Here is a 25,054-nt window from a genome sequence, read left to right as displayed (position 1 = left end):
TTTATTGAATTTGATTATGCTGAATTAAAGACTGAAACAACTCAAAATCAAATTTACTAAAAATACCGAAAGCAGTTTTTTGATCGACTACTACATGACTGATTCTACCGCCAGTCATTTTTCCATGTTTTTGAAAGTTTTTAATTGTAGATAGAACTATACCACCAACCCCCTTATAAAGAGCTTCTCGTTCAAGTTTAGTGAATTTATCTTGGTCTAAGATTGGTTCTAGAGTTTTTCCAGTATGTTGGTAATATAATCGGTTATCAGGCCTGACACTTAAAACTGCATCTGACTTGAAAAGCGTCAAAGTATTAATTGCCTCATCTATGGTTTCCGCATCTAGAAATGGGTATTCAATGGCAATCGTCATGATGGCTTTATACTCTCTACCATGATCATGTTCAAAATTCAATGATTGTTCAATTGTATCATTCAAACTTTGATTTTTCTCCGCAAAAGCTTTAGGTCTTTCAATAATGCTGATTTTATCGTCCCCACTGAACTTTTCTGAAGCATAACTTAAAATATCTTCATCTGCACTAGAGATAACTATTTGATTAAGTTTTTGGCTTTCTAAACAAGATTTAATTTTTCTTTCTAGAAGGCTTTTTCCTTCTATTTCAAATAATGGAAGATTAATTCCATAAATAAAAGTATTTCTTACCGGAATAATGGCTAAAGTGGCTGGAGAGTTAAAGTGTTCATCTACAAATACTGATTTTATTTGCTTACGTGTTTTAAGGATTTTTTCTTCATTTGTAGTCAGATTCTGGCCATGTCTGCGATATGAAAATAATGGAATGTTAATATTGCTGACTTTATGGTGGGTGATAAATTTAATCCATAAATCGTAACCGTCTTGGCAGGTGAAGCTTTCATTATATCCTCCCAATTCTTTTAAGAATTGAAGCCTTATCATTGTGCAGGCACCGTGAGCGGGTTGATCATAGAGGGAAACTTCTTTTTCAAAATTATGTCTTTGTTCTATCCCTGTTCTATTACCTTCGGCATCCACATAATAATAATCAGGAAAAACAAGACCTAGTTCTTTATCACTCTCTAATGCTTGACTCATTTTTTCAAGCGCCTCTTTTTCCAGAAAATCATCAGCATCCAAGCGCATCAAATATTTGCCATTTGCAGCGCGCATAGCCACATTATTAGTGATATTTAAACCTTTGTTTTGTTGGTATATAATGGAAATATTTTCAATATCCCGATAATTTTCAATTATTGATTTGCTATCATCAGTTGAGCCATCATCAATTATGAAAAGCTCATAATCTTGAATAGATTGTGCTAGAACACTCTCAATAGCATTTTTTATAAATTTTTCGTAATTAAAATTAGTTATGTAGATTGTAATCAATGGATTTCTCATTGCATTCGTTCTTTTATAATTTTTGCCGGAATCCCACCAACTATATTGTATTCACCCACATTTTTTGTAACCACAGCATTACTTCCTACTACGGCTCCTTTTTCTAAAATAATACCTGGCAAAATTACTACGTGAGTCCCTAACCAACAGTCATTTTTTAATATAACTGGTGCATGGTCAAACCCCTGATCTTGAACAGCTTTATATTGTGAACTGAAAGCATGCATACTAGTTTGTAAATAAACAAAACCTGATATCAGACATTTTTCACCCACAGTTATGTTTGCACCGCCATTGAAAACAGCATTTAATCCTATTCTTGTTCGTTTTCCAATTGAAATAGTAGATTCATTTGTACTTAAAAACCTAACCCCTCTATCTATTCTACAATCATCCTCAATGATAATATTGGAATTATTATGAGCTCTTATTTCAATATTTCTTCTAAATTCTACATTATTCCCTATTTCTATCTTGCACCCTTTGTCCACTAGTATACGCGGGATACTATCTGTTCTAAAGTATTTACCAATTTTCACTCTTCCACTGTATAAAATACGAGTAAGGAACGCATAAAATGCAGGTCTTAGTTTTCTAATAAAATATTGAGTGATTACCACCATTATTTAAAATAATCCCAGCTTAGTTTCTGATATTTCTCTAAATCCTTCAGTGCTTTTTTACCAATTAGTTGGTCGAATTCCCTAGCGTCAATCCCATGACTTGGTCTTAATACAGTTAAATGTTCAACTGTTAATATTTCTCCTTTTTTAATATCTTTTAAAGGATAAACTGCCCTTCGAAAAGATTTGTCATGACCATTATCTATTTCAATAGGCAAGGCTTTCTTCTGTGAAGAGCCTTTTAAAGTATTGATTAATTTAATTTTCTTAATTAATTCTTGAACCTCATCTTTGGTAAGTGATACTTTATGATCTCTGAATGTTTTTCCATTTCTATCATCCGTAAAATGAAACTCTAATACTTCAGCCCCCATAGCAACTGCAATTTCCATGGCGTAACTGCCTTCGGTATGATCTGAATAGCCAACAGAACAATTCAAAATCTCTTTAAAACGATGCATTACATTTAAATTTGCATCTGAATTATTGATAGGGTACATGGATGTACATTGCAATACTGCTATGCTGTCCTCTTTTTTGTAGAATTGATTTTGTTGCCTTAAAAAGGCTATAGCTTCTACTACTTCATTTTCGCTGGCTAGTCCAGTTGAAATCAAAATCGGCTTCTTAAATTTTGCTAACTCCCTTATCATAGAGTAGGCGGTTAAATCCCCAGACCCTACTTTGAAGAAGTCCATATAAGGATTTATCCAATCTAAAGCATCAAAATTCCATACTGAGGCAGTATAACCAACATTCTGATTGCGGCACATTTCTGCCAACTTAATATGTTGCTCGGGACTTAATTCAAATTTCTTAAAATGTTGATTTCGATCAGGACTTTCTAGTTTACTTACCAATTTGTCTCCAGTGTATATTTGAAATTTCACATAATCAGCTCCAGAATCAATGGCTAATTGCGTTAATTTTTTAGCATATTCAAAATCACCTTCATGGTTTCCTCCGATTTCTGCTATGAGTAATGGCCCGTGTTTTCCCCTCCAATTATTGTTCATTCAAATAAATTTTTGTAATTGCTTTCCAATCATATGAAAAGTGTGGTTTTTCCATCCTTTTTATGATTGAACTAACAAAGTTAAAATCATTTTGGGTATCTACAGCCATTTTTAGACCTTTTGCTTCATCCATTTCTTCATTCGTAAAAAAATGAAAGTTTCCCGCTTTTTCATTTTCATAAAAATAGAGTGTAACATGTTCAAAATGACGTTCTTCTTTGAAATTTTGAATTTGTTGATAGTAAAATTGAGATGAAACCACTTCCACACTCATGCCAGTAGGAAAAGTTCTACCTTTTACATTGGAAACAAAGTCATAATTTTTTCCCATTGCCAAGTCGATAGCCTTATCTACTAATTTAGAATCAGTAAAAATGTTATCGCCATTTATCCTCACACCAAAATCGAAATCAAAATGATGCATGCAATCTGCAAATCGTTGACTTACATTTATTAAATCGCCTCTAAAATAGGGGATATCATTTTTTTGACAATATTCCACTATTGGCTGATCGGTCAATTCGTTTGAAGTAGCAATCACTATATTTTCATGATAGATTGATTGCTTCAGTCTTTCAAGAATGTAGGTGAGTAATGGTTTTCCATTAATTTCTTTCAGGATTTTACCTGGTAATCTAGAAGAATTAAATCGACAAATGACAATAATTCCTACTTTCATTTTCGCTCACTGATTTTTTTTGCTGGGATTCCACCGAATATTTCATAGCTTTTTACGTGACTAGAAACTACAGCTCCTGCTGCAATTACTGCACCATCTTCAATCGTAGTTCCTTTTAAAATTTTTGCTCCCGTTCCTATCCATACATCATTGCCAATGGATACAGCTGAGGTCATATTGGGCTGTTGATTAATAAGCTTTCCTTTTTCAGCTGTGTGATCGCTATCTACTATATAAACAAAAGGTGCGATTAGGCAATCATCTCCAATTGTGATTTTTTCAGAAGCAAAAATGAAAGTATGAAAGCCTATTGTAGTGTTTTTTCCTATGTTAATTTCAGCCTTTTCATTGCAAGCACAAATCCTACTGCCTTCCTTTAAAACTGTATGATTATCAATTGAAATATTTTTTGGAAATCGCTGTAATTCTACATTCTTATCAATGAAAACTCCATTTCCCAAAAAGCCAATTCTTTTTTTTTCTTGGAATGCTCTCCAACGGTTTTTCCAGGTGAATTTTAGATGTTTTCGAAGTTGGTTCATTTATTTTGAATCTGAGGACATATTTAATCTTTCAAAGGCATCAATATAGCTAATTGGTGTGATATTATAAATCTCTACTTTCTTTGATTTAGCATAGGGCTTTAATCTCCAATAAGAGCGAAAGGTGTAATAAAACTTTTCTAATACTTCATGTAACTTCCTTGTTTCGCTACTCCCACCATGATACATGGGTTGTGCAACTGACATATCTCTATATTGAGATTGCTGTTTTGCTTGTTTATCATAGAAGTGCTTCTGACTTAATAAGACTTCATTGTCCTGATCTACATAGATTTCTTTTAACCAACTGTGATCGGCACCTGCTATGTATATCTTAGAAAAACTCATTTTAATTGATAAAATTAGAGATGGAATCAAAACGTTATGGGGTCTAGGCATTCCTAAGTTTTTGGAGTAACAAAAGTTAGTGAATAAATCGAAGCCTGCTACTGGAGTGGTATTGAAATAGTATATCGAGATATTGGAATTATGAGCAAAAATCTTTTTCCATTCATCCTGCTGTTTTGCTTTTGCAGGAATAAAAAGAATTAATGGCCATTCAGTTCTTTCAGCAATACTTTCTAATGTTTTCTTTCTCTCTACAGCAAAATCTTTTTTGTCTTCATTAAAGAAATATTCTAATGAAGTGATTACATAAAATGAAGGCTTTAAAGTTTTGTATTCTTCAGTTCTACAGAAATAATTTACACAAAGAAGCTTATGTTTACTAATGAAATCTTTGTTATATAGGGTAGTATTCAGAGATGGACCATTTCCTAAAATTATCAAAGATTGATTTCGATAGGATTTTAATTTGAAATTAAAGGTGATTTTAGTTAGGAAAATAATCTTAATAAGGGAGATCAGTACCTCAAATATGTTAATTATAAAATCTCTTATTTTTATTAAAGACATCTACTCTTATTTTAAATACCCTTGTAAAACCCAAAATCTAAACTTCACCAACATTTTCGCCTGAGCAAATTTACCTTGAATAAAATAGAAAAAGAAAAGTATAAAGGTAGCACAGACTTTTATGGTTTCACTGATGATTTTTTTCATAGTTTCTGTGAACCCTGAATTTGTCACTCTTCTTTTTTCACTGCTTCCTACTCCTATTCCCAAGCCTTTAATATATTCCATTGTCAATCTTTTTTCGGGTATGATATGATCAACTTTTACTTTTGGTACGTAATGAATTTCTTCATTTTCTTTTTTGAGTCTTAGGAATACTTCTTTTTCATCTCCACCCTCTAATCCACTTCCTCTTCTTCCTAAATCAGTATTAAAATGGCCATATTTTTCAAATACATCAGCACGAAAAGCCATATTGGCTCCAATAGGAAATTTGCTCCCCTTAAATTTCTTGGGACTATTTCCCATGTCCAATGCCGAAACTAATGTTAATAAATATTTCGACATCCATTTTGGATGTTTTCCTTCATAAACAGGTAAAATTTTACCACCTATTGCGCTGACTTCAGCGTGTTGCTTAAAATAAAATTGGATTTCCTTTATGAAATTGTAATCTACAAAAGCATCATCATCTATAAAACTAAGTATCTCACCTTTGGCTTCTTTTATCCCTCTGTTTCTAGCATAAGTGTGCCCTTGATTCATTTCGCAAAAATATTGCGCATTCAAATCAGGGTGATCCTTTATTAAATCCTGTGCAATAGTTGCTGTATTATCGGTACTGTTATTATCAATAATCAATACCTCATAATCTTCATGTTGGGCTGATTGCTTAACCAAGTGTTTTAAGCAATCTGGTAAATATTCTCGCCTGTTATAGGTACAAACTATTACGGATATCAAGTTTCTTTTCTTTTAGAAATAAATGAATAAATAACACCAACAATGACTACTATTATTAAGATAATCGAGCCTATCCACATTATGGTATTACTAGTATAATAAGCAACAGGCTTAAATTCAAAACGGATTTCATGCTGACCAGCTGGAATTTCTAATCCTCTAAGCACATAATTTGCTTGGAAGATTTCAGCTTCCTTTCCATCTATATAAGCTTTCCAACCTTTAGGGTAGTAGATTTCTGAAAATAACGCAAAACCTGATTGTGGATTATTGGATTGATAAACCAATTCATTTGGAGCATAGCTTTTCAGGTTGATTGTACCTTCAGAAAAATCGCCTTGAGGAATATCAAATCGAGATTTATTGATAACAGCCGTTTCATTTGGACTGATTTGCCCCAAAGTTTCAATTTCTTCATCAGGATTATTTACTGCCCGAATATCTTCTACAAACCATGCATTACCATAACTGCTATTGTTTTGTATGACTTGACCAGCCTGATTTCCAAATTTAATATACTTTGTATTTAGCATATTTAATACTCCAAATTCACTTAAATCAGTATTGCCACTTCTTAGTTTCTCGATCAAGCCATTCATTTCTTGCTGAATATGAAGGTTAATGAGGTCTTGATAGCGTCTCATTTTTGCACCATGATATCCACCTATACTGGAATGATAGTATGAAGTCTTTGCTTCATTAAAAGGGTTATTCAGATTTAAAACCCTATAGTGACCATTATCTTTAAGAATTCGTTGGTCAGCTTCTGTTTTCTGAAAGAAATTGCTTTTCACATTTTTTTGGAAATTTTCATCATTCAAATATCTTTTTCCAACTGGTACATAATCAACCAATAAAGCAAGGATGAATAATCCAATAGCTAAATTTGGTTTGATTTTTCCCGCTTTCCAGAAATATAGAATACCACCGCCAACAATGATAAAGAAAAATGAACGAAAAGCATCTGTACGGAACATTCCGGCTCGGTGCTCACGAATCAATTCAACCAACCAAGCCTGTTGGTCACCCATTTGCGCATCAACAGCACCTCTGAAACGAATCATAAATGATGCAATTACCATTAATAAACAAAGTCCAGCAGTAATACCTATAGCGGTTAATAACTTCTTTTTACTTTCTTTCCAATCTGATTCAATTAATTTTTTGACACCCAAAAATCCCAATAATGGCATGGTTAAGAATGGAATTGCAACCGTCATGGAAACAGATCTGAATTTGTTGTAGCCAGGGAAATAATCAAACATAAAGTAATTAAAGGCTTCGAAATTTTTTCCCCATGATAAAATAATTCCTAAAATTGAAGCAGTTATTAACCACCACTTTTCTGGCCCCTTAACCAAGATTATTCCTAAAGTAAAAAGAAAGATTACAATAGCTCCCATGTAATATGGTCCACTTGTAAATGGTTGGTCTCCCCAATAGGTAGGTACATTTTTCACAAATGACCTTACCTGTGCATTTGCAGCACCTCGTTGCTTCAGACCTTCAGCCAAATCCGAATCCATGGAAACTTCTTCCTGACTTGCCCCACCATAGAAATTTGGAATTAAAAAAGTAAATGGTTCCCAGATACCATTGCTCCATGCAAAAGCGTAGTCTCTATCTAATCCTCCAGATGATTCAGTGTTACTGGTTAATTCTGCAGGGCCCCTTATTGAGAATTTACCATATTCGTAAGCCGTCCAGATTTTACCAATATTTGTACTTACACCTAATAAAACGGCCAAAACTAAAACTCCCATAGCTTTAAAGAAATCAGGTAGTGTTTTGTTTCGAATAGCATTAATTATTTGAAAAAGCCCTAAAACCAATACAATTAATAGCAAATAGTAGGTGATTTGTAAGTGATTTGAACGTATTTCCATTGCCATTGCAAGTGAGGTGAGGATAAATGCCCATAAGTATTTCCTTCTAAAGGCTAAAATGATTCCTCCCAAAACAGCAGGCATCCAACTGATAGCAGCTACTTTCCAAATATGACCAGCTTCAATTGAAATTAAGAAAAAGGTATTTAAACCATATACTAATCCTCCTCCAATGGCCAAATATGGTTTGACTCTGAATACTATTAGCAGAATATAAAAGCTGAGCATGGCCACAAAAGTATGACTAGCTGGACTTGGCAACCATAAGCTGATAGCTTTCTGAATGTAATAAGTGAGATCACCTGACCATTGAACATTAATCAAGTAAGCGGGCATTCCACTGAACATGCTATTCGTCCAAAGTGCTTCTTCTCCTGTTTTCGCTCTATAATCAACTACTTCTTGATTAGCCCCTGCACCTTGAAGTATATCATTCTGATTGAGCCCTTTATTTTCCATGAAAATAGGCCAATACATGATTAAATTGATAATGATAAATAATAGTACCGCAACTATATGAGGAGTGACGTTTTTAATATTCATATTTCAATGGTTTTTAGAAATACAATAATAGTTATTTCTTTATCCTGTGCCAAGATGAATGGCTCGAAAGCAGTTAAATTGGTTGGGATTATTTAGGATTTAGAGAATAAATTCTCTGTGTTTAACTTGTTATAAGATTTTCATGATTTAAGAACAGAAATATGAAGTCACTTTTTTTAATTTCCTTTTTATTTTCAGTTTAATTTCACGTCAAGCACAAATTTTTGAAAGTGATGGATAAATTGCTGTTGCGGTACAAGCTGTTCCACCAGTAGAATATGAAGAGGTGACCAATTACTACCTTTATAAAGATGGAATTTAGCTATCACTTTCATAAAGAACTAATTTAAATGATAGAAGGGTCTTATAAAGAGGTATTTAGCGTAGCTTGTTTAAATAAAGATTTGTATCCTTTCATGTAAAGGCGAGATTAATTGAAGGCAGAAGGCCAGATGCAATTTTTCAAATAAGAGAGAAAAAAGCAAAATCAGGTAAATTGAAAATGCCTGACAATCCAACTACTCTACATGTTTTATCTGGAATTGAAGGAAAGTACAATCCTGAAACTGGTAAAGTAGAAAATGCCAATTTGAGATATGTGGTTTATATTCCTTTTGCTACAACAGAATCAACAGGTTTGCCAACCTGACCTTTAGTACCTGGTGGAGCTTGGATTATGGATCCAGGAACACACAGAGCTCATATAATGATTACGCCACAGAATGATTGAGAATCAATTTATCCATGGCAGTTTGCACTTCTGCCGTGGATTATCCTTAGTATTAGTTGAAGTTGAATTGCAATGGATAAATAGTATTTCATAGCAAACAGAAGGGCTTTTGCTATAAAGTAGGAAATGAAATAATGCGACCACTTCCGAGGAACTCGGAAAAGCGGGAGGGAGGAAAGTTTAGCGGGCCAGCTTGGGCATTGAGGGTGGAAGCATTAAACTTTCTTGAATTTTTGTTTCTTTTTGTTCAAGTCATCGCAGTTTTTCGAACTGAACTTCAAAGGAGATAACTTGAAGTTTACTAAAGCAGATTGCGACACCCCCCGTAGCCCCCCTCAAGGGGGGAGCCGCACGGAATCACAGTTGATTCTTTGATTTGAATTAACATATCTCTTTGTTAATTTTTTTTTAATAATTGAAAAAAACATTTAAAGCTTAAAATTTCCTAATAATTTAAATCTGTGAGGACTATCCCCTTGAGGGGATTATAGGGGTGTTGCTAGAGAGATTTAAAGGAGTTGACTGGAAAAATAAAATCTTGTTATATAATAGCAAAAAGAAAGGTAAAAAATAGAAGTAATGAGATTTACTCTAGAGATTTTATATTGATACAAACAATTAAAAAAAGAATTGAAAAAGGTTGAGCTTGTCAAAACTCAACCTTTTCTATTTTCAATTCATCACTAATTTTTATCCTTTATAAGTCACCTTATAAATCAGTCCAGCTAAATCATCAGAAATCAGCATTTCTCCTTTATCATTTAAAATTACATCTACTGGTCTTCCCCATGCATCTTGCTCTTCTTCATTTAACCAACCATCAATAAAAGTTTCGTAAGTAGGCTGCCCTTCTGTGGTATTGCTTATCATTTGAATTCTATAACCAATTTTTTTAGAACGGTTCCAGCTACCATGCTCAGCAATAAAAATTTGGTTTTTATACTTTGCTGGGAATAAATCAGCAGTGTAAAATTTGATTCCCAAAGGTGCAACGTGTGCCCCAAGGTTTCTATAAGGTTTTTTGAATTCGCTACAATCCCTTAATTCACCAAACTCAGGGTCAGCAATGTAGCCTCCGTGGCAAAATGGATAGCCAAAATGCTGTCCTTTTTCAGTAGCAACATTTAGCTCGCATGGCGGAATACTATCGCCCATCATATCTCGTCCATTGTCGGTAAAATATAAGTCTTCCGTTTCTGGATGCCATGTAAAACCGACAGTATTTCTGATACCCTCAGCGTAAATTTCCATATCCGTTCCGTCAGGATTCATACGAGTGATAGTAGCATAAATTGGCTTGTCAGGATTATTGCAAATATTGCATGGCGCACCTACCGCTACGTATAATTTACCGTCAGGACCAAAAGCAATATATTTCCAACCGTGGTGTTTATCTGTTGGATATTCATCATAAATCACTTCGTATTCTGGATTTTCTAAATTATTTTCAATGTCAGAAAATTTTAAAATACGGCTTACTTCGGCCACATATAAGTCCCCATCCTTAAAAGCTACTCCATTTGGCATATTTAGGCTATCAGCTAATATGTATTTTTTGTCTGCAGTCCCGTCACCGTCCGTATCTTGCACAGCATAAACTTTATCTTCTTGTCTGTTCCCCACGAATAAAGTTCCGTTTTTAGATAAAGCCATTGAGCGAGCGTTTTCAACCTCTGCATAAATTGAAATTTCAAATCCCTCAGGTAGGTTTAATGTGGAAAGTTTATTTTCCTTTTTATCATCTCCACAGGCAAATATTACTACAATAGCAATAATGGGAAATATTAGTTTTAGGTGTTTCATGTTTATAGATTTAATGGAATCGTTTTATCGGTATAAGATTTTTGTTTTATTTTTTAAGAAGAACTTTATAATTAATAATTTGTTGAAATTTATCATTTAGCCTCCTCATCCTCAGCCATCAATTTCTCTAAAATTTGAGTTGCTGCTTTAGCAATATTTGTTCCTGGGCCAAAAACTGCACTTACTCCAGCTTCATACAAGAAATCATAATCTTTAGGTGGAATCACACCGCCCGCAATGACCATAATATCTTCTCTTCCTATTCTTTTTAATTCATTAATCAGTTTAGGAATTAGCATTTTATGTCCAGCTGCTAAGCTTGATGCGCCTACTATGTGCACATCGTTTTCAGCTGCCTGCATGGCAGACTCTTCAGGGGTTTGAAAAAGTGGTCCTATGTCCACATCAAAACCTAAGTCGGCAAAGCTAGTGGCAATTACTTTAGCGCCTCTATCGTGTCCATCTTGCCCCATTTTGGCAATCAGAATCCTGGGTCTTCTACCTTCTAATTCCGCAAAATCATTCGCTAATTTTTGTGCTTTTTTGAAGTCATCGCTATTTCCTGCTTCACCTGAATAGACTCCTTGAATAGAGCGAATGGTTGCTTTATGTCTGCCAAATGATTTTTCCATAGCATCTGAGATTTCACCTAATGTAGCTCTTTTTCGGGCTGCTTCCACTGCAAATTCCAATAAATTTCCTTTTCCTGACTTGGCACATTTTGCTAAATTATCAAGAGCAGTTTGTACTTCAGAGTTGTTTCTATCAGTTTTAAGCTTTTCAAGTCGCTTGACCTGAGATCTTAAAACGGCAGTATTATCAACCTCACGCAATTCAATATCACTTTCTTCATCCGTCTGATAGCGGTTTATGCCCACAATAACTTCCCGTCCTGAATCAATTCCAGCTTGCTTTCTGGCAGAAGCTTCTTCAATTCTCATTTTCGGAAGTCCTGATTCAATGGCTTTAGTCATACCGCCCATTTCTTCAACTTCCTCAATCAATTTCCAAGCCTTTTTCACCAACTGGTCTGTCAAAAATTCCACATAATAGGAACCTCCCCAAGGATCAACGGTCTTGGTAATTTGTGTTTCATTTTGCAGAAATAGCTGAGTATTCCGCGCAATTCGAGCTGAGAAATCTGTTGGCAGAGCAATGGCTTCATCCAGTGCATTGGTGTGCAAAGATTGAGTATGCCCTAGAACAGCTGCTTTTGCCTCAATATAGGTTCTGGCAACATTATTATATGGGTCTTGCTCTGTTAAGCTGTAGCCGGAAGTTTGACTGTGTGTTCTCAAAGCCAGTGATTTCGGATTTTCAGGATTAAATTGTTTTACAATCTTCGCCCAAAGCAATCTTCCAGCTCTCATTTTGGCAATTTCCATAAAGTGGTTCATGCCAATTGCCCAGAAAAAGGATAGGCGAGGGGCAAACTTATCAATGGTCAAACCTGATTTTAATCCGGCTCGGATGTATTCCAATCCATCTGCTAAAGTATAAGCTAATTCTAAATCTGCTGTAGCACCCGCTTCATGCATGTGATATCCACTGATACTGATGGAATTAAATTTCGGCATGTTTTTACTGCTGTATTCGAAAATATCTGAGATAATTCGAACAGATGGGGCAGGCGGGTAGATATAAGTATTCCTTACCATAAATTCCTTCAAAATGTCATTTTGAATGGTCCCTGATAGTTGCTCAGGTTTTACTCCTTGCTCTTCTGCAGCCACTATATAAAATGCCATAATCGGAATTACAGCACCGTTCATGGTCATAGAAACAGACATTTTATCTAAAGGAATTTGGTCGAATAGCAATTTCATATCTAAAATACTATCAATGGCTACTCCTGCTTTCCCTACATCTCCTTCAACTCTTGGATGGTCTGAATCATAACCTCTGTGAGTGGCTAGGTCAAAAGCTACGGAAAGTCCTTTTTGACCTGCTGCTAAATTCTTTCTATAAAATTCATTAGATTCTTCCGCTGTGGAAAATCCAGCGTATTGACGGATAGTCCAGGGCCTTTGCACATACATCGTACTGTAAGGACCTCTTAAATAAGGAGCTTTTCCCGCAATAAAACCAATATGTTCAGCACCTTCTATAGTGGAGGCATCAATCACAGGAGGAACTACTATGCTTTCAGCTGTTTTCCACTCTGGTCTTGAGTTAGCTGTGCTATCCGCTTTATCTAAATTTATATTTTGTATTTTTGAAAAATCAGGTTTCATGTGTATTAGTTTATTTTCATAGGCCACATGGAATTCGTTACAAATTTTATTCATCTTAGGTTAGTAAGTTGAGATGTATAAAATTTATGCTCATTTCATAGTAACGCTATTCCTAAGTCTTTTAATAATTGGTCTAAAAATCTTTTGGTATCAACTTTTCGGTTGATACATCCATATAAGCCAGCTTTTTGCAATTCCGCTTCATTCGGTTCTTGTCCGGCTACTAACAGGATTCCTTTATGTTTAGCAATATACTCTTCTAAATTTTCAGGTGTTTCTGGGTAACATAAAACAGTGATGCTTGCATTATCATCTAATTTTATATTTCCATCTAACTTATTAATGAATTCTTCAGATGAAATGCCAATTCCTGCTATTCCTAAAAAGCTGTAGGCAAAATCCGATTTGGCTTTGCTCACTGGGTCAGTTCCCAATAAAATGATTTGAGCCAAAGGTCTGGCTTTTTCGCCTTTTTCTTCCACCAATTTCTCCACCCTATATCGCATGTGCTCAATAGTGGCAGTCAGTCTTTTGGCTTCCAGGCTTTTTCCGCTTTCTTCAGTATCCAAATAAGCGCTGATTTTTTCGCCTATTAATTGATATGTATTAGCACCAATCATTAAATCTTTTCTAGCCCATAGGTTTTGTTCAGCTTTTCCAGCGTCCGTATCCACTATTTGATGAACATTTCCATTGTCAAAATGATGACTGTAAGAACCATCTTCCTCCAATTCAATAAATATCTTCCAGGATAATGAAGAAATCTCTTTAATTAAATTTTCTATGTAATAGCTGCCTTTTGTAGGATCAACAACTTTATCTAAATGAGATTCCTCTTTTAAAATATTGGAAATATTTAAAGCAATTCTTTTGAAGGTCTTGCTCGGTGGTTTTCCTGCAGATTCATCATGTGGCTGAACCCATAAACTATTGCATCCACCTAAAACTGAAGCCATGGCTTCATTGGTGTTTCTTAATAGATTTACATTAAAATCCAATGCAGATTTACTCCTGAAACTGGTGTTGCAATGAATAAAAATATCATCAGCCTTTACTTTACTATTGTAAGCTTCTGCAATTTTCAATAGGTTCAGTTTGAAAGCTTTTAATTTAGCGATTTCAAAAAAGTAATTGCTTCCTACTGCGATTGAGAAAACTGTGGATTTTAGAATTTGATTAAGCTCAAGTTTCAAATCCGTCAGCTTATCAAAAAACTCTACAGATTTGGAAAGCAATAATCCCGATTCATTGGTGATATTCGCTCCTGAATTATGGAATAAATTGCTGCTGATGCATAAAGACTTGAAATTGGGATAATCATCAGCATGTCTGATTAATTCGGCTATACTTTTAAAGTCATTGTCATTTAAACCAATTTTACCAGCATTGCTGCATTCAATAATATCACAATGATAAAAGCCACTTATTTTATGACTGTCAATATCGTGTGCGCTTAAGAAGTTAAAATATTGGGAGATAAGAGAATAAAAAGGCTCATTGGATTCAAATGAAATCATGCAATATTCTGGCTGGATTTCTTTTAATAGAGTGTCTAGATTTAAATCAGCTTTTTCAATTACGAAAATGATGCCTTCAGCACCTCCATTTAAAGCTTCTAAGGCAGCTTGATTTGCATTTTTTTCGCTTTTTACTACAACCTTAGCTTGATTTGCCCAATATCGAGGTGGTAAAGCCTCATTCACCTTTTGAATTGAATTTTGGATGTTTAATTCTGAATCCTCAGCAGTATCTTTATGATAAAAGGGCTGAATCGAAATTCCTTCAGGTGTTTTGCTAACCAGATTTTCAAAAGGTTTATCTTTTAATTCTTTTAAGATTTGATTCTTCCATTCAATGGCAGAACTTTTTTCAAAATCTTCAAATAATTTAGTGTCGCTCATTTCCAGTTTTGTCGTTTCAATTCATAAAGTTAATATAATTCCTGCTATCGGTAAACGTAATAGTTATAAATGGTGGATGCAATTAGAAATCATCTCATCTTATATCAATTTAATCAGTTGAAGGAAAAGGTTTTAAATAATAAAATGTAATTTTTTAAAGAAATTTCAACTGTTTTTCAAACATAAATTGACTGAATTGTATTTAACGGCTTGTCAAGTAAAATTGCATTTTTTTCTTCACTATTTTTTTATCATTTTTGTCAGCCCTGATACAAAATCAGGGATTCAAATTAACAATCCGTCAATTATTAGTGTGAATGGTTAAAGACTGTCAATCGGTATGGAATAATTGTCTTCACTCCATAAAGGAGGGTGTTGGAGAGCAGAGTTATAATACTTGGTTTTCCCCTATTGACCCTATAAAGCTTGAAAATAACGTATTAACGATTCAAGTACCTAGTCAGTTCTTTTATGAGTGGTTGGAGGAGCATTATGTCCATATTTTGCGGAAAGTCATTCACCAGGAATTAGGACCTGAGGGCAGATTAGAGTATTCAGTTATTGTTGACAAGGGAAATGATAAGTACAAACCGTTTACCATCAATTTACCCAATAACAACAAATCCAATAAACCTAAAGAGCAACAAAGAGAACAGCCTTTAAATCCATTTGCTTTAAATGGTGTGGATTTAAGTCAGCAAAATTCTCAGCTAAACCCAAACTATACTTTCGATACTTTTATTGAAGGGGATTGTAACCGTTTGGCAAGGTCGGCTGGATATGCAGTGGCCAAAAAGCCAGGAATTACTTCTTTCAATCCATTGATGATTTATGGTGGGGTAGGATTAGGAAAAACCCATTTGGTGCAAGCCATTGGGAATGAAATAAAAGATACGTTAAATGGTAAATTCGTTTTGTATGTTTCTTCCGAGAAATTTACCAATCAATTTATAGATGCTTTAAGAAATAATAAAATTCAGGATTTCTCTAACTACTATTTACATATTGATGCTTTAATCATTGATGATGTTCAATTTTTAGGGGGTAAAGAGAGAACGCAGGAAATATTTTTCCATATTTTCAACCATTTACATCAGAACGGTAAGCAAATTATCATGACTTCTGACCGTCCTCCAAGAGATTTGAAAGGATTGGAAGATAGATTGCTTTCCCGTTTTAAATGGGGATTAACTGCCGATTTGCAACAGCCAGATTTGGAAACTAGAATTGCTATTATCCAGAATAAAATGGAAAGTGATGGTATTCACATTCCGGAAGATGTGATTGAATACTTAGCTTATTCAGTTGATACCAACATCAGAGAATTAGAAGGCGTATTGATTTCATTGATTGCTCATGCTTCTTTAAATCGAAAGGAAATTGATTTGGAGTTGGCTAAGCAGACATTGAAAAATATCGTTCATGACATTGAATCTGAAGTAGGAATTGATTTTATTCAAAAAACCATTGCAGAACATTTCGCTGTGAAAATTGATGATTTGAAAGCAAAAACCAGAAAGAAAGAAATTGTGATAGCCCGTCAGGTTTCTATGTATTTCTGCAAGGAACACACCAATCATTCCTTAAAATCAATTGGTTACCACTTTGGTGGCAGAGACCATTCCACCGTTATCCATGCAGTGCAGTCAGTAAATGACATGATGCAAGTGGATAAACGATTCAGAGAAGAAATGGAAGAGTTGAAGAAGAGGTTTAAAATGAAGAAGGTTTAAGGCCCCCTAACCCGTCAGCTGGCGGGGATTAATGCACTGAAACGAAATAATAATTACTAGCAATCGACACCCCTGTAGTCCCCTCGAGGGGACAATCTCACAGATTTAAGTCGGTAGAATATAAAAAATTTATCACTATTTTTAATTGTTTGATGTAACAACATTATCAAATTAAAATGTCAAAAATAATTATATGCGTCTCCCCCCTTGAGGGGGGTGAAGGGGGGTGTCCTATTTGTTAAATTGATTTGTCCTAAATAAAAGCTTCATGATATCCTGTATTAAATTTCAGTCCTTTTTCTTTGGGTAATTAATGATAGTGTTTGAAATCGAAGCGTTTTAATCCAGTGTATTTCAAGCTGACTCCTTCCTCTTCAAAAAAACCTCCTTTTTAATTTTTTTATAATTCTTAGTAGCATGCTCACTACTTAAAATCTTATAAATTTCTGGATGGTCAGGATATTGAATCAGGTAATTACTGAAATCTTCCCAATGTTCGATAGCATCTTCCTGAGGGTAAAAGCCAAAGCCTTTGTAAAAACCTTCTTCTACTAATACAAAAGCAGATTCGTTGATATTTCTACCATCTCCAATCAAGATATAATCACTTTTTTCAGCTTTGCAATAATCAATAAAAGCTTGAATTTTTTCATTATGTTGAGTCACTGATTCTTCACCAGCACATGCTCCTTCACAAAGGTTCAAGCTATAAGCAAAGCAAGTCCCCAGGCTTGATTGGATGCCTGCAAACTTTGGACAAATCTTTAGTTTTTTACTGACTTCATTTAAGAAGCTAAAACCAGAAGCATGATTTGGGAAACGCATTACACTTTGCATTCCAGCTTGTTTTCTGCCCAATTGTAATCTTTTATAGCCTTGCCTGTCTTCATAGAGATAAATGGAATAGCCTGGATTATTGGTTTTTTGAGCTCTGTTATATCTGGGCCAGTTCTTCCTGATTTCATGTGATTCATGCAGGAGCGCAATCAGTTCATTTCCAGTCAAATAATAATCTACATGATGAATCTGACTTTGAAAGGCTTGTTTGGCTACTTCTAGTTTACTGCCACCAAAATGATTGCTCACTCTCTTTTTAATATTTTTGGCTTTGCCTACGTATAAAATCTGGCTTTTCTGATTCAGAAAGTAATATACACCGGGAGATTCAGGCAAAGCTTCAAAGACTGTTCTATCCAAATTTTCAGGAATATTGACAACAGAAGCATTTTTCTTTAAAGATTTTTCGATGATGTCATCTTTATCGTGCTGAACCAATTGCGTAAAAAGTTCTGCTGTTGCAATAGCATCTCCGAAGGCTCGATGTCGGTCATTAATTTTGATTCCTCTATTTTCGCAAATATTCCCAAGACTATAGCTTTTCAATCCCGGAAATATTTTCCTGCTCAAACGGACTGTGCAGAGTTTTTTCAGATTCAGCTCATAGCCTAAATCCTGAAAGGCAGCTTTTACGAATGAGTAATCAAAATTTACACTATGCGCTACAAAAATATTCCCTTCTAATAATTCATGAATGGTTTTTGCTTCCTCATAGAATTTAGGAGCTTCTGCCACCATTTGGTCGTTAATTCCATGAATTGCTGAAAGTTGTGGTGGGATATGACGCTCAGGATTAATTAAGGATTGATATTCTTTAACCACTTTTTCTCCATCATGCAAAATAATGGCTATTTCGCATATTCTATTTCTGGCTGCATAGCCTCCCGTGGTTTCAATATCAACTATGGCGTACATGAATGGATTTCTAAATGAGTGTTTTTGGTCAATAAAAATAGATAAAAATTAAAACACAAATCAGTGGTTTCGGTTCCAATTGAACAAAAAAACCTTGCAGGTCTAAAAATAGAGCCTGCAAGGTTTTCTTTTAAATTGCTATAAGTAAAATTACTCCGTCCAACTCATGGGATATTTCTTATCCATAAATTCTTTACCTTCTTCTGTAACAAAGAGTGGTCTGAAGGTATCTAGCATTACGGCCAGCTCTTCAGTTTCTTTTGCTCCAATGCTTTTTTCTACTGTTCCAGGATGTGGCCCATGTGGCAAACCTCCCGGGTGAAGTGTAAAAGAGCCTCTTTCAATTCCTTTTCTACTCATGAAGTTTCCTTCCACATAATACAATACCTCATCAGAATCAATATTGCTGTGATTATACGGTGCTGGAATAGCATCTGGATGATAATCAAATAACCTTGGTACAAAAGAACAAATCACATAACCTGCTGCCTGAAAAGTTTGATGTACGGGAGGTGGCTGATGAATTCTTCCCGTAATTGGCTCAAAATCATGGATAGATAAAGTATAAGGATATAAAAATCCATCCCAGCCTACCAAATCAAATGGACTGTGGTCGTAAACATAATGATGTATATAACCGCCTTTTTTGATTTTTACGTGATAATCTCCTTTACTCTCTTCCGTAATCAATTCCTGTGGGGGATGAATATCACGCTCACAATATGGAGAATGTTCCAATAGCTGACCTAATTCATTTCTGTATCTGCTAACCGTTTCGATGGGACTGGCAGATTCAATGGTTAAATACCTGATTTCACTTGTATCCCACTCTAATTTATAAATGGTAGTTCTAGGAATCATTACATAATCACCCGCTTTGATTTTTAATTTGCCAAACTGGGAATACATATATCCGCTGCCATCGTGAATGAATAACAACTCATCTGCTTCGGCATTTTTGTAATAATAATCCATGCTTTGGCGGCTCGGCATGCAAAGCGCCATGGAAACATCATCATTCATCAATAATATTTTACGGCTATTAAGAAAATCACTACCTGTATTCTTAACTCCTGAAGTATTTAAGTGGATTTGTTGTAGTGGTAAATCTTTGTCAGGCTTGGTTCCATAAGCCACAGATTTTTTGATCTCCTTTACTCGCGTTGGAGGATTAATATGATACAGATTTGAATAAATACCTGAAAATCCCAAAGAACTTACTAATTCTTCAGCATACAAACTTCCATCTGGCTGCCTGAATTGTGTATGTCTTTTAGGGGGTATGTTCCCTTTTTTAACGTAGTATGCCATATTATGTATCTTCTAAAAAAACAAATGGTAGTTAATTAATACTTCCTATTATTTAAATATTTTGATTAAAAAGTTATTTTTTAGCTAGTGATTCAGCCCTATCAAAAAGCTTAATTGCTTCCATGAATACTTCATTTTGCTTATTGAAAATAGGATAGAAGCCTTCATTATCCCAAATATTTCTAGCAATGTAAGCCTTGCTGTACAACTTTATTAATTCTTTAGATTTGTTAAAACCTTCTTCATCAAACTCAACATTATTTTTTTTGGACATGCTAATTAGTTCTTTTAGCATTTTATCAGTTACCTGAAAATTATCTATGTAGCGCTCTAGTCCCATGTTCTCCAACATTTTTTGATTTTTTTCATAATAGTAGAAAGTATACTGTCTTAGGGTATTGCTCAAAAATAATCTATTCAGAAAAGTAGAAGTTTTAGAGGTATCCAATGGAACAAAATAATCTGGCATTATGCCCCCTCCACCATATACAATTCTACCGTTTGAAGTGGTATATCTCAAAGAGTCATCAAATTCTATGCTATCCGCAACAAAGTATTCCCCATGCTCATATCTATAATTCATTTCATCTCTGTATTCATCTGGATCTTCACCAAAAGGCTTTTGTATTGATCTTCCAGAAGGCGTGTAATATCTGGAAATGGTCAATCTCAATTCTGAACCATCTTTCAAGGGAATCGGCATTTGAACCAAGCCTTTACCGAATGACCTTCTACCCACAATCAAGCCTCTGTCATTATCTTGTATGGCACCAGAAACAATTTCAGAAGCCGAAGCACTCCCTTCATTTATTAATATAATTAAAGGGTTTTCCTCAAATTTTCCATCTTTAATTGCCCTAGCTTCGGAGTTATATCTTTTCTCTTTTCCTTTGGTGTAGACAATCATAGCATTATCTTTCAAAAACTCATCTGCCATGCTGATGGCCTTATCCATATAACCTCCAGGATTATCCTGCAAATCCACAATCAATTTTTGTAAGCCTTGATCTTTTAATTTATTTAGAGCATCCATAAATTCATTATAGGTAGTAGCAGAAAAACGACTCACTTTAATGTATCCGATTTCATCATCTACCATATAGCTCACATCAACAGAGTATTGAGGAATTTTATCTCTTATAATGGTATACTCAACAGGCTCATCCGAACCAGAACGCATAACTTTTAATTTCACTTCACTTCCTTTTTCGCCTCTCAAGTTTTCATGAACCTGTCTATTGGTCAAGCCTATTCCAGCAATATTTTTACCATCAACAGCAATTATTTTGTCTCCAGATTGTAAACCGGCAGTCTCTGACGGTCCACCACTTAAAGGTGCTACAACATAAAGAGTGTCATTGAAAATATTGAATTCAATACCAATACCTTCAAAGTTGCCTTTCAAATCAGCAGAAACCATTTCTAAATCCTTTGCTGGAATGTAGGAAGTATGCGGGTCTAATTCTTTTACGATTCCTTCAATCGCGCTATTCACCAACTTATCAGTATCAACTTCTTCAACATAGTTTTGGTCAACCTGTAAAAGAATCTCTTTTATCCTTGTAATTCCCTCTAAAACAGTATCTTTATTGGAAGATGGATTTGCCATTGTGGCACCAATCAATATTCCTGCAGCCAAAGTTGAGAAAATGATGATGGGCAGTTTAATTTGGAATGAACTATTTTTATTGTTGTGCACGTTTAAATATTTTTATTTTAACAAATAACGCAGGAATTAAGTAAATCGTTGGATTGAAAAGCCTTAAAATTAATTTACCTTTGTAACACCTAAATTAGTCAAAGTGGAATACTCTCAAAAGAAAATAAAGGAATTAGTTGCAGAAAATTACGTATTCGCATCCGTTCTTTATTATTTAGGTATTGAATACTATGAATTTGAAGAAGATTCCTTAGAAAAAGTATGCAAATCTAAGAAGGTTGATTTGAAATATGTAGTTTCTGAATTAGAAAAAATTAATCAGAACGAAGAGATTGAGAATATCCGGTTATTATCATTTCCCATTGATTTAGTCATCACTTATCTTAAGCATACACATTTTATATTTGTTAAAAAAGATTTACCATTTTTAGTGAAATTGGTAAATAAATTAGAGAGCATTACGCCTCACCTTGCATCGGTTGAAAGAGAAATTAAGGATGTTTTTCCGCTATTTGTAGAGGATTTCGTCCATCATATTTATGAAGAAGAAGACACACTTTTTGAATACATTTCCCAGCTGAAAGCAATAGAAGACAAAAAGAAAAATCCATCGAGTTTCTTTTATAAATATCCAAATTTTAATATGCAAAAATTTGCAATTGATCATGAGGTTCATGATGATGAAATGAAAGGTATTCGTTTTTTGATGGATCAATACCCTATAAATCAGGATTCTTCCTTGAATGTGAAAGTTCTTTTTTCAGAATTGGAACGTTTTGAAGAGAAATTAAAAATTCATGCTAAAATTGAAAATGAAGTGCTTTTCCCCAAAGCATTAATGCTTGAAAAATCAGTTAGAAAGAAGTTTCATTCCCTTATTCGTTTAAATTGAATGCCCAGAGTTTTAGCAATTGATTACGGTACCAAAAGAGTTGGATTAGCGGTAACCGATCCGCTAAAGATAATAGCTTCACCTTTAGAGATGATACATTCTAAGGATCTGATTCAATACTTAACTGAATATTTCGCTAAAGAAGAGGTGGAAGCCGTAGTATGTGGCTATCCTACCAACGAAGAGGGAGAAGCAACAGATGCTACTCGTCATGTTGATGCATTTATTAATCTTTTTAGAAAGAAGTTCCCAACAATGCCCTTACATTTGCAAGATGAAAGCTTTAGCTCACAAGAAGCTATGCAAGCCATGATTCATTCTGGTTCCAAAAGAAAACAAAGAAATAAGAAATCAGGTAATATAGATAAAATTAGTGCAGCGATTATTTTACAACAATTCTTAGATGAAAATTAGATTATGATTTATCCTATAATAGCGTATGGTCACCCTGTTTTGAAAACAAAGGGGAAAGATATTGAGAAAGATGAAATAGATGTAAAAACATTGGTGGATGACATGTTTGAAACCATGTACAATGCAAATGGTGTTGGTCTTGCTGCTCCGCAAATAGGTAAAAGCTTAAGAGTATTTGTAATTGATACGGATCCTATCGATGATGAAGAAGATGAACCAAAAGTAAAACAAGCCTTTATCAATCCTCAGATTTTGGATGAAGTAGGGGAGGAATGGGCTTTTGAAGAAGGATGTTTAAGCATTCCTAACATCAGAGAGGATGTGAATCGCAAACCTAAAATCAGAATTAAATATTTTGATGAAAATTGGAAAGAACACGAGCAAGAGTTTGATGGTTTTGTGGCTAGAGTAATACAACATGAATATGATCATATTGAAGGTATTCTTTTTACAGACCATGTTTCTGCTTTCAAAAAGAGGATTTTGAAAGGAAAATTAGGGAATATTAGCAAAGGAAAAGTATCAGCTGATTACAAAATGATTTTTCCACTGAAGAAATAAATAGATGTAAGATCGGCTTGATTTTGGCTGATGATTTGTTTAAACTTATATTTACATTTGAATAGTACAATACCATTGATTGCACTTTTAATATTGGCAAACTTATTGTACTAAACATCATTCAACATATTAATCTTCATTATGAATCAATTATCAAAATTATTAGTATTGAGTTTTGCAATGGTTTTTTCCATTTCTTTTGTATCAGCTCAAAATAAAAAAGCGTCCGAATTTATTGAAAATGGCATCAATAAATTTGAAGAGAAAGAATATATGGAGGCTATTGTAAGCTTTAACGAAGCAATAAAGCTTGATGAAGAGGCACACCAAGCCTATTATATGAGAGGAAACATCAAACAAAAATTCGCGGATGTTCATGGTGCTATGAAAGATTATAATAAAGCTATAGAAGCAAAGCCTGATTTTTCTGAGGCTTATTTTGAAAGAGGAAACATAAAGTATCTTCTGCAAGATTATTATGGTGCCATTACTGACTATTCAAAAACAATTGAACTAAATGAGAATAATTTAGATGCTTATTATAAAAGAGGTCAAGCTAAACAGCAATTAGAAGCGTATCAGGATGCCATTAATGACTGTACAAAAATCATTGAAAAGGATAAAGATAATGTAGATGCTTACTATTTGAGAGGTGTTTTACGAATTGAATATGGACAACTTTCTGCGGGTTGTCTCGATTTAAGCAAAGCAGGTGAATTGGGAGATTTAAAAGCTTATGAAATGATTCGTGAAAGATGTAATGATGTGAAATGCTATCCTTCCGAATTTGAATAAGTAATCTGTTATTCAATAAATTACTAGCCCACTTCATAGTTAAGTGGGTTTTTTTTTGTCAAATGTTGAATTTCACTCAAATTTTAAACAAATGATTCCTTTATCTGAAATGATAATTTGGTTAAATATTTAATGATAATAAGAATGCTGCAGTTTCGTTTACCCATCATGCGTTTTAAATTAGTACTGGTTATTATTTTGATAAGTCATTATGCTTCTGCTCAAAAGTACGGAACGGCAGTTGGTGTTAGATTAGGAGATGCTAGATTTGGTATCAGTGTTAAGCAAAGAATCTTACCTAGATTTAGTGCAGAAGCAATCACAGACCTAAAAACAAATTCTTTTCAATTTACGGTTTTACCTAAATATCATTTACCCATCACAGGAGAAGGCTTTAATATATTTTTCGGTGCTGGAATGCATGCAGGAAGTCATAAAGAATATGGAAAAATTTATGGGTTTGATTTAATGGGTGGAATAGAATGGAAGATTCCAGCATTACCCATAGTATTAGCCGCTGATATCAAACCAGCCTATCATATTAATAATGAAGACTGGTTTGATTTTCCAGCATCCGTTTCTATTCATTACGTTATTACTCGGGAGACTAAAGCAAAACGTAAAAAGGACAGAGAAAGACGTAAAAAACGCAAGGAGAGAAAGGAAAGAAGGGAAGAACGAAAAGAAAACAGACAAGAGTGGTGGGATGAGATAAGAAATGGATAGGCCTACTGCTATAATTTATTTTTATATTTTCTTGTTATTTTAATTTAATTC

General features: G+C 34.3%; 21 protein-coding genes. 7 read left to right on the top strand and 14 right to left on the bottom strand.

Annotated features, from left to right (window positions below; all coding sequences use genetic code 11):
• Window position 1: 1 nt before the first annotated feature.
• Genes VFM92_RS01065 through VFM92_RS01030 form a run of 8 tightly spaced genes read right to left on the bottom strand, consistent with a single transcriptional unit; the run spans window position 2 to window position 8,491 of the window.
• Complete coding sequence (locus tag VFM92_RS01065; RefSeq protein WP_325120341.1) at window positions 2–1,384, bottom strand: glycosyltransferase; 1,383 nt, start codon at window positions 1,382–1,384, stop codon at window positions 2–4.
• Window positions 1,381–2,007: an acyltransferase gene (locus VFM92_RS01060; protein ID WP_325120340.1), complete on the bottom strand. Its 627-nt coding sequence runs from the start codon at window positions 2,005–2,007 to the stop codon at window positions 1,381–1,383. Before VFM92_RS01060 ends, VFM92_RS01065 begins: the two co-directional genes overlap by 4 nt.
• Complete coding sequence (locus tag VFM92_RS01055; protein WP_325120339.1) at window positions 2,007–3,023, bottom strand: N-acetylneuraminate synthase family protein; 1,017 nt, start codon at window positions 3,021–3,023, stop codon at window positions 2,007–2,009. The genes VFM92_RS01060 and VFM92_RS01055 overlap by 1 nt, the downstream gene beginning before the upstream one ends.
• Window positions 3,013–3,702 carry a cytidylyltransferase domain-containing protein gene (locus tag VFM92_RS01050; RefSeq protein WP_325120338.1) on the bottom strand — a complete coding sequence of 230 codons (690 nt, stop codon included), beginning with the start codon at window positions 3,700–3,702 and terminating at the stop codon, window positions 3,013–3,015. Before VFM92_RS01050 ends, VFM92_RS01055 begins: the two co-directional genes overlap by 11 nt.
• Window positions 3,699–4,244 (bottom strand): acyltransferase, encoded by a 546-nt coding sequence (locus VFM92_RS01045; protein WP_325120337.1) that lies wholly within the window; start codon window positions 4,242–4,244, stop codon window positions 3,699–3,701. The genes VFM92_RS01050 and VFM92_RS01045 overlap by 4 nt, the downstream gene beginning before the upstream one ends.
• Entirely contained in the window at window positions 4,245–5,159 is a 915-nt protein-coding gene (locus VFM92_RS01040) for a hypothetical protein (RefSeq protein WP_325120336.1), read from the bottom strand.
• Between the two features lie 6 nt (window positions 5,160–5,165).
• Entirely contained in the window at window positions 5,166–6,062 is an 897-nt protein-coding gene (locus VFM92_RS01035; RefSeq protein ID WP_325120335.1) for a glycosyltransferase, read from the bottom strand.
• Window positions 6,059–8,491 (bottom strand): YfhO family protein, encoded by a 2,433-nt coding sequence (locus VFM92_RS01030; protein ID WP_325120334.1) that lies wholly within the window; start codon window positions 8,489–8,491, stop codon window positions 6,059–6,061. Before VFM92_RS01030 ends, VFM92_RS01035 begins: the two co-directional genes overlap by 4 nt.
• Window positions 8,492–8,993: 502 nt before the next feature.
• On the opposite strand from VFM92_RS01030, the gene VFM92_RS01025 reads away from it, so the two are divergent.
• Window positions 8,994–9,140, top strand: a complete 147-nt coding sequence (locus VFM92_RS01025; protein WP_325120333.1) for a hypothetical protein — start codon at window positions 8,994–8,996, stop codon at window positions 9,138–9,140.
• Window positions 9,141–9,911: 771 nt separating this feature from the next.
• On the opposite strand, the gene VFM92_RS01020 is transcribed toward VFM92_RS01025, so the two are convergent.
• The 3 genes from VFM92_RS01020 to VFM92_RS01010 all read right to left on the bottom strand — a co-directional run bounded on the left by VFM92_RS01020 (window position 9,912) and on the right by VFM92_RS01010 (window position 15,159).
• Complete coding sequence (locus VFM92_RS01020; RefSeq protein WP_325120332.1) at window positions 9,912–11,024, bottom strand: PQQ-dependent sugar dehydrogenase; 1,113 nt, start codon at window positions 11,022–11,024, stop codon at window positions 9,912–9,914.
• 92 nt (window positions 11,025–11,116) lie between these two features.
• The gene (gene scpA / locus VFM92_RS01015; protein WP_325120349.1) at window positions 11,117–13,258 is read right to left on the bottom strand and encodes a methylmalonyl-CoA mutase; all 2,142 of its coding nucleotides are present in this window, start codon (window positions 13,256–13,258) and stop codon (window positions 11,117–11,119) included.
• Between the two features lie 95 nt (window positions 13,259–13,353).
• The gene (locus VFM92_RS01010; protein WP_325120331.1) at window positions 13,354–15,159 is read right to left on the bottom strand and encodes a methylmalonyl-CoA mutase family protein; all 1,806 of its coding nucleotides are present in this window, start codon (window positions 15,157–15,159) and stop codon (window positions 13,354–13,356) included.
• Between the two features lie 317 nt (window positions 15,160–15,476).
• Here VFM92_RS01010 and dnaA point away from each other — a divergent pair, with 317 nt between their 5' ends.
• On the top strand, window positions 15,477–16,892 hold the full coding sequence (gene dnaA / locus VFM92_RS01005; protein WP_325120330.1) for a chromosomal replication initiator protein DnaA: 1,416 nt from the start codon (window positions 15,477–15,479) through the stop codon (window positions 16,890–16,892).
• 354 nt (window positions 16,893–17,246) lie between these two features.
• Here the strand turns inward: dnaA and VFM92_RS01000 are convergent, their stop codons facing one another.
• From VFM92_RS01000 to VFM92_RS00990, 3 genes are all read right to left on the bottom strand, one after another.
• On the bottom strand, window positions 17,247–18,644 hold the full coding sequence (locus VFM92_RS01000; protein ID WP_325120329.1) for an exonuclease domain-containing protein: 1,398 nt from the start codon (window positions 18,642–18,644) through the stop codon (window positions 17,247–17,249).
• A 150-nt stretch (window positions 18,645–18,794) separates the two neighbouring features.
• Window positions 18,795–19,955, bottom strand: a complete 1,161-nt coding sequence (locus tag VFM92_RS00995) for a homogentisate 1,2-dioxygenase (protein WP_325120328.1) — start codon at window positions 19,953–19,955, stop codon at window positions 18,795–18,797.
• A 73-nt stretch (window positions 19,956–20,028) separates the two neighbouring features.
• Complete coding sequence (locus VFM92_RS00990; protein ID WP_325120327.1) at window positions 20,029–21,654, bottom strand: S41 family peptidase; 1,626 nt, start codon at window positions 21,652–21,654, stop codon at window positions 20,029–20,031.
• 103 nt (window positions 21,655–21,757) lie between these two features.
• On the opposite strand from VFM92_RS00990, the gene VFM92_RS00985 reads away from it, so the two are divergent.
• The 5 genes from VFM92_RS00985 to VFM92_RS00965 all read left to right on the top strand — a co-directional run bounded on the left by VFM92_RS00985 (window position 21,758) and on the right by VFM92_RS00965 (window position 25,003).
• Window positions 21,758–22,507 carry an iron-sulfur cluster repair di-iron protein gene (locus VFM92_RS00985; protein WP_325120326.1) on the top strand — a complete coding sequence of 250 codons (750 nt, stop codon included), beginning with the start codon at window positions 21,758–21,760 and terminating at the stop codon, window positions 22,505–22,507.
• On the top strand, window positions 22,508–22,921 hold the full coding sequence (ruvX, locus tag VFM92_RS00980; RefSeq protein WP_325120325.1) for a Holliday junction resolvase RuvX: 414 nt from the start codon (window positions 22,508–22,510) through the stop codon (window positions 22,919–22,921).
• A gap of 3 nt (window positions 22,922–22,924) precedes the next feature.
• Window positions 22,925–23,482: a peptide deformylase gene (gene def / locus VFM92_RS00975; protein WP_325120324.1), complete on the top strand. Its 558-nt coding sequence runs from the start codon at window positions 22,925–22,927 to the stop codon at window positions 23,480–23,482.
• A 141-nt stretch (window positions 23,483–23,623) separates the two neighbouring features.
• Window positions 23,624–24,277, top strand: coding sequence for a tetratricopeptide repeat protein (locus VFM92_RS00970; protein ID WP_325120323.1), 654 nt, complete (start codon window positions 23,624–23,626; stop codon window positions 24,275–24,277).
• Window positions 24,278–24,421: 144 nt separating this feature from the next.
• On the top strand, window positions 24,422–25,003 hold the full coding sequence (locus VFM92_RS00965; protein WP_325120322.1) for a hypothetical protein: 582 nt from the start codon (window positions 24,422–24,424) through the stop codon (window positions 25,001–25,003).
• Window positions 25,004–25,054: the final 51 nt, after the last annotated feature.

This window comes from Marivirga sp. (assembly GCF_035704835.1).
In the GTDB taxonomy this organism is placed as follows: domain Bacteria; phylum Bacteroidota; class Bacteroidia; order Cytophagales; family Cyclobacteriaceae; genus Marivirga.
This window is presented reverse-complemented; position numbering and strand designations above follow the sequence as displayed.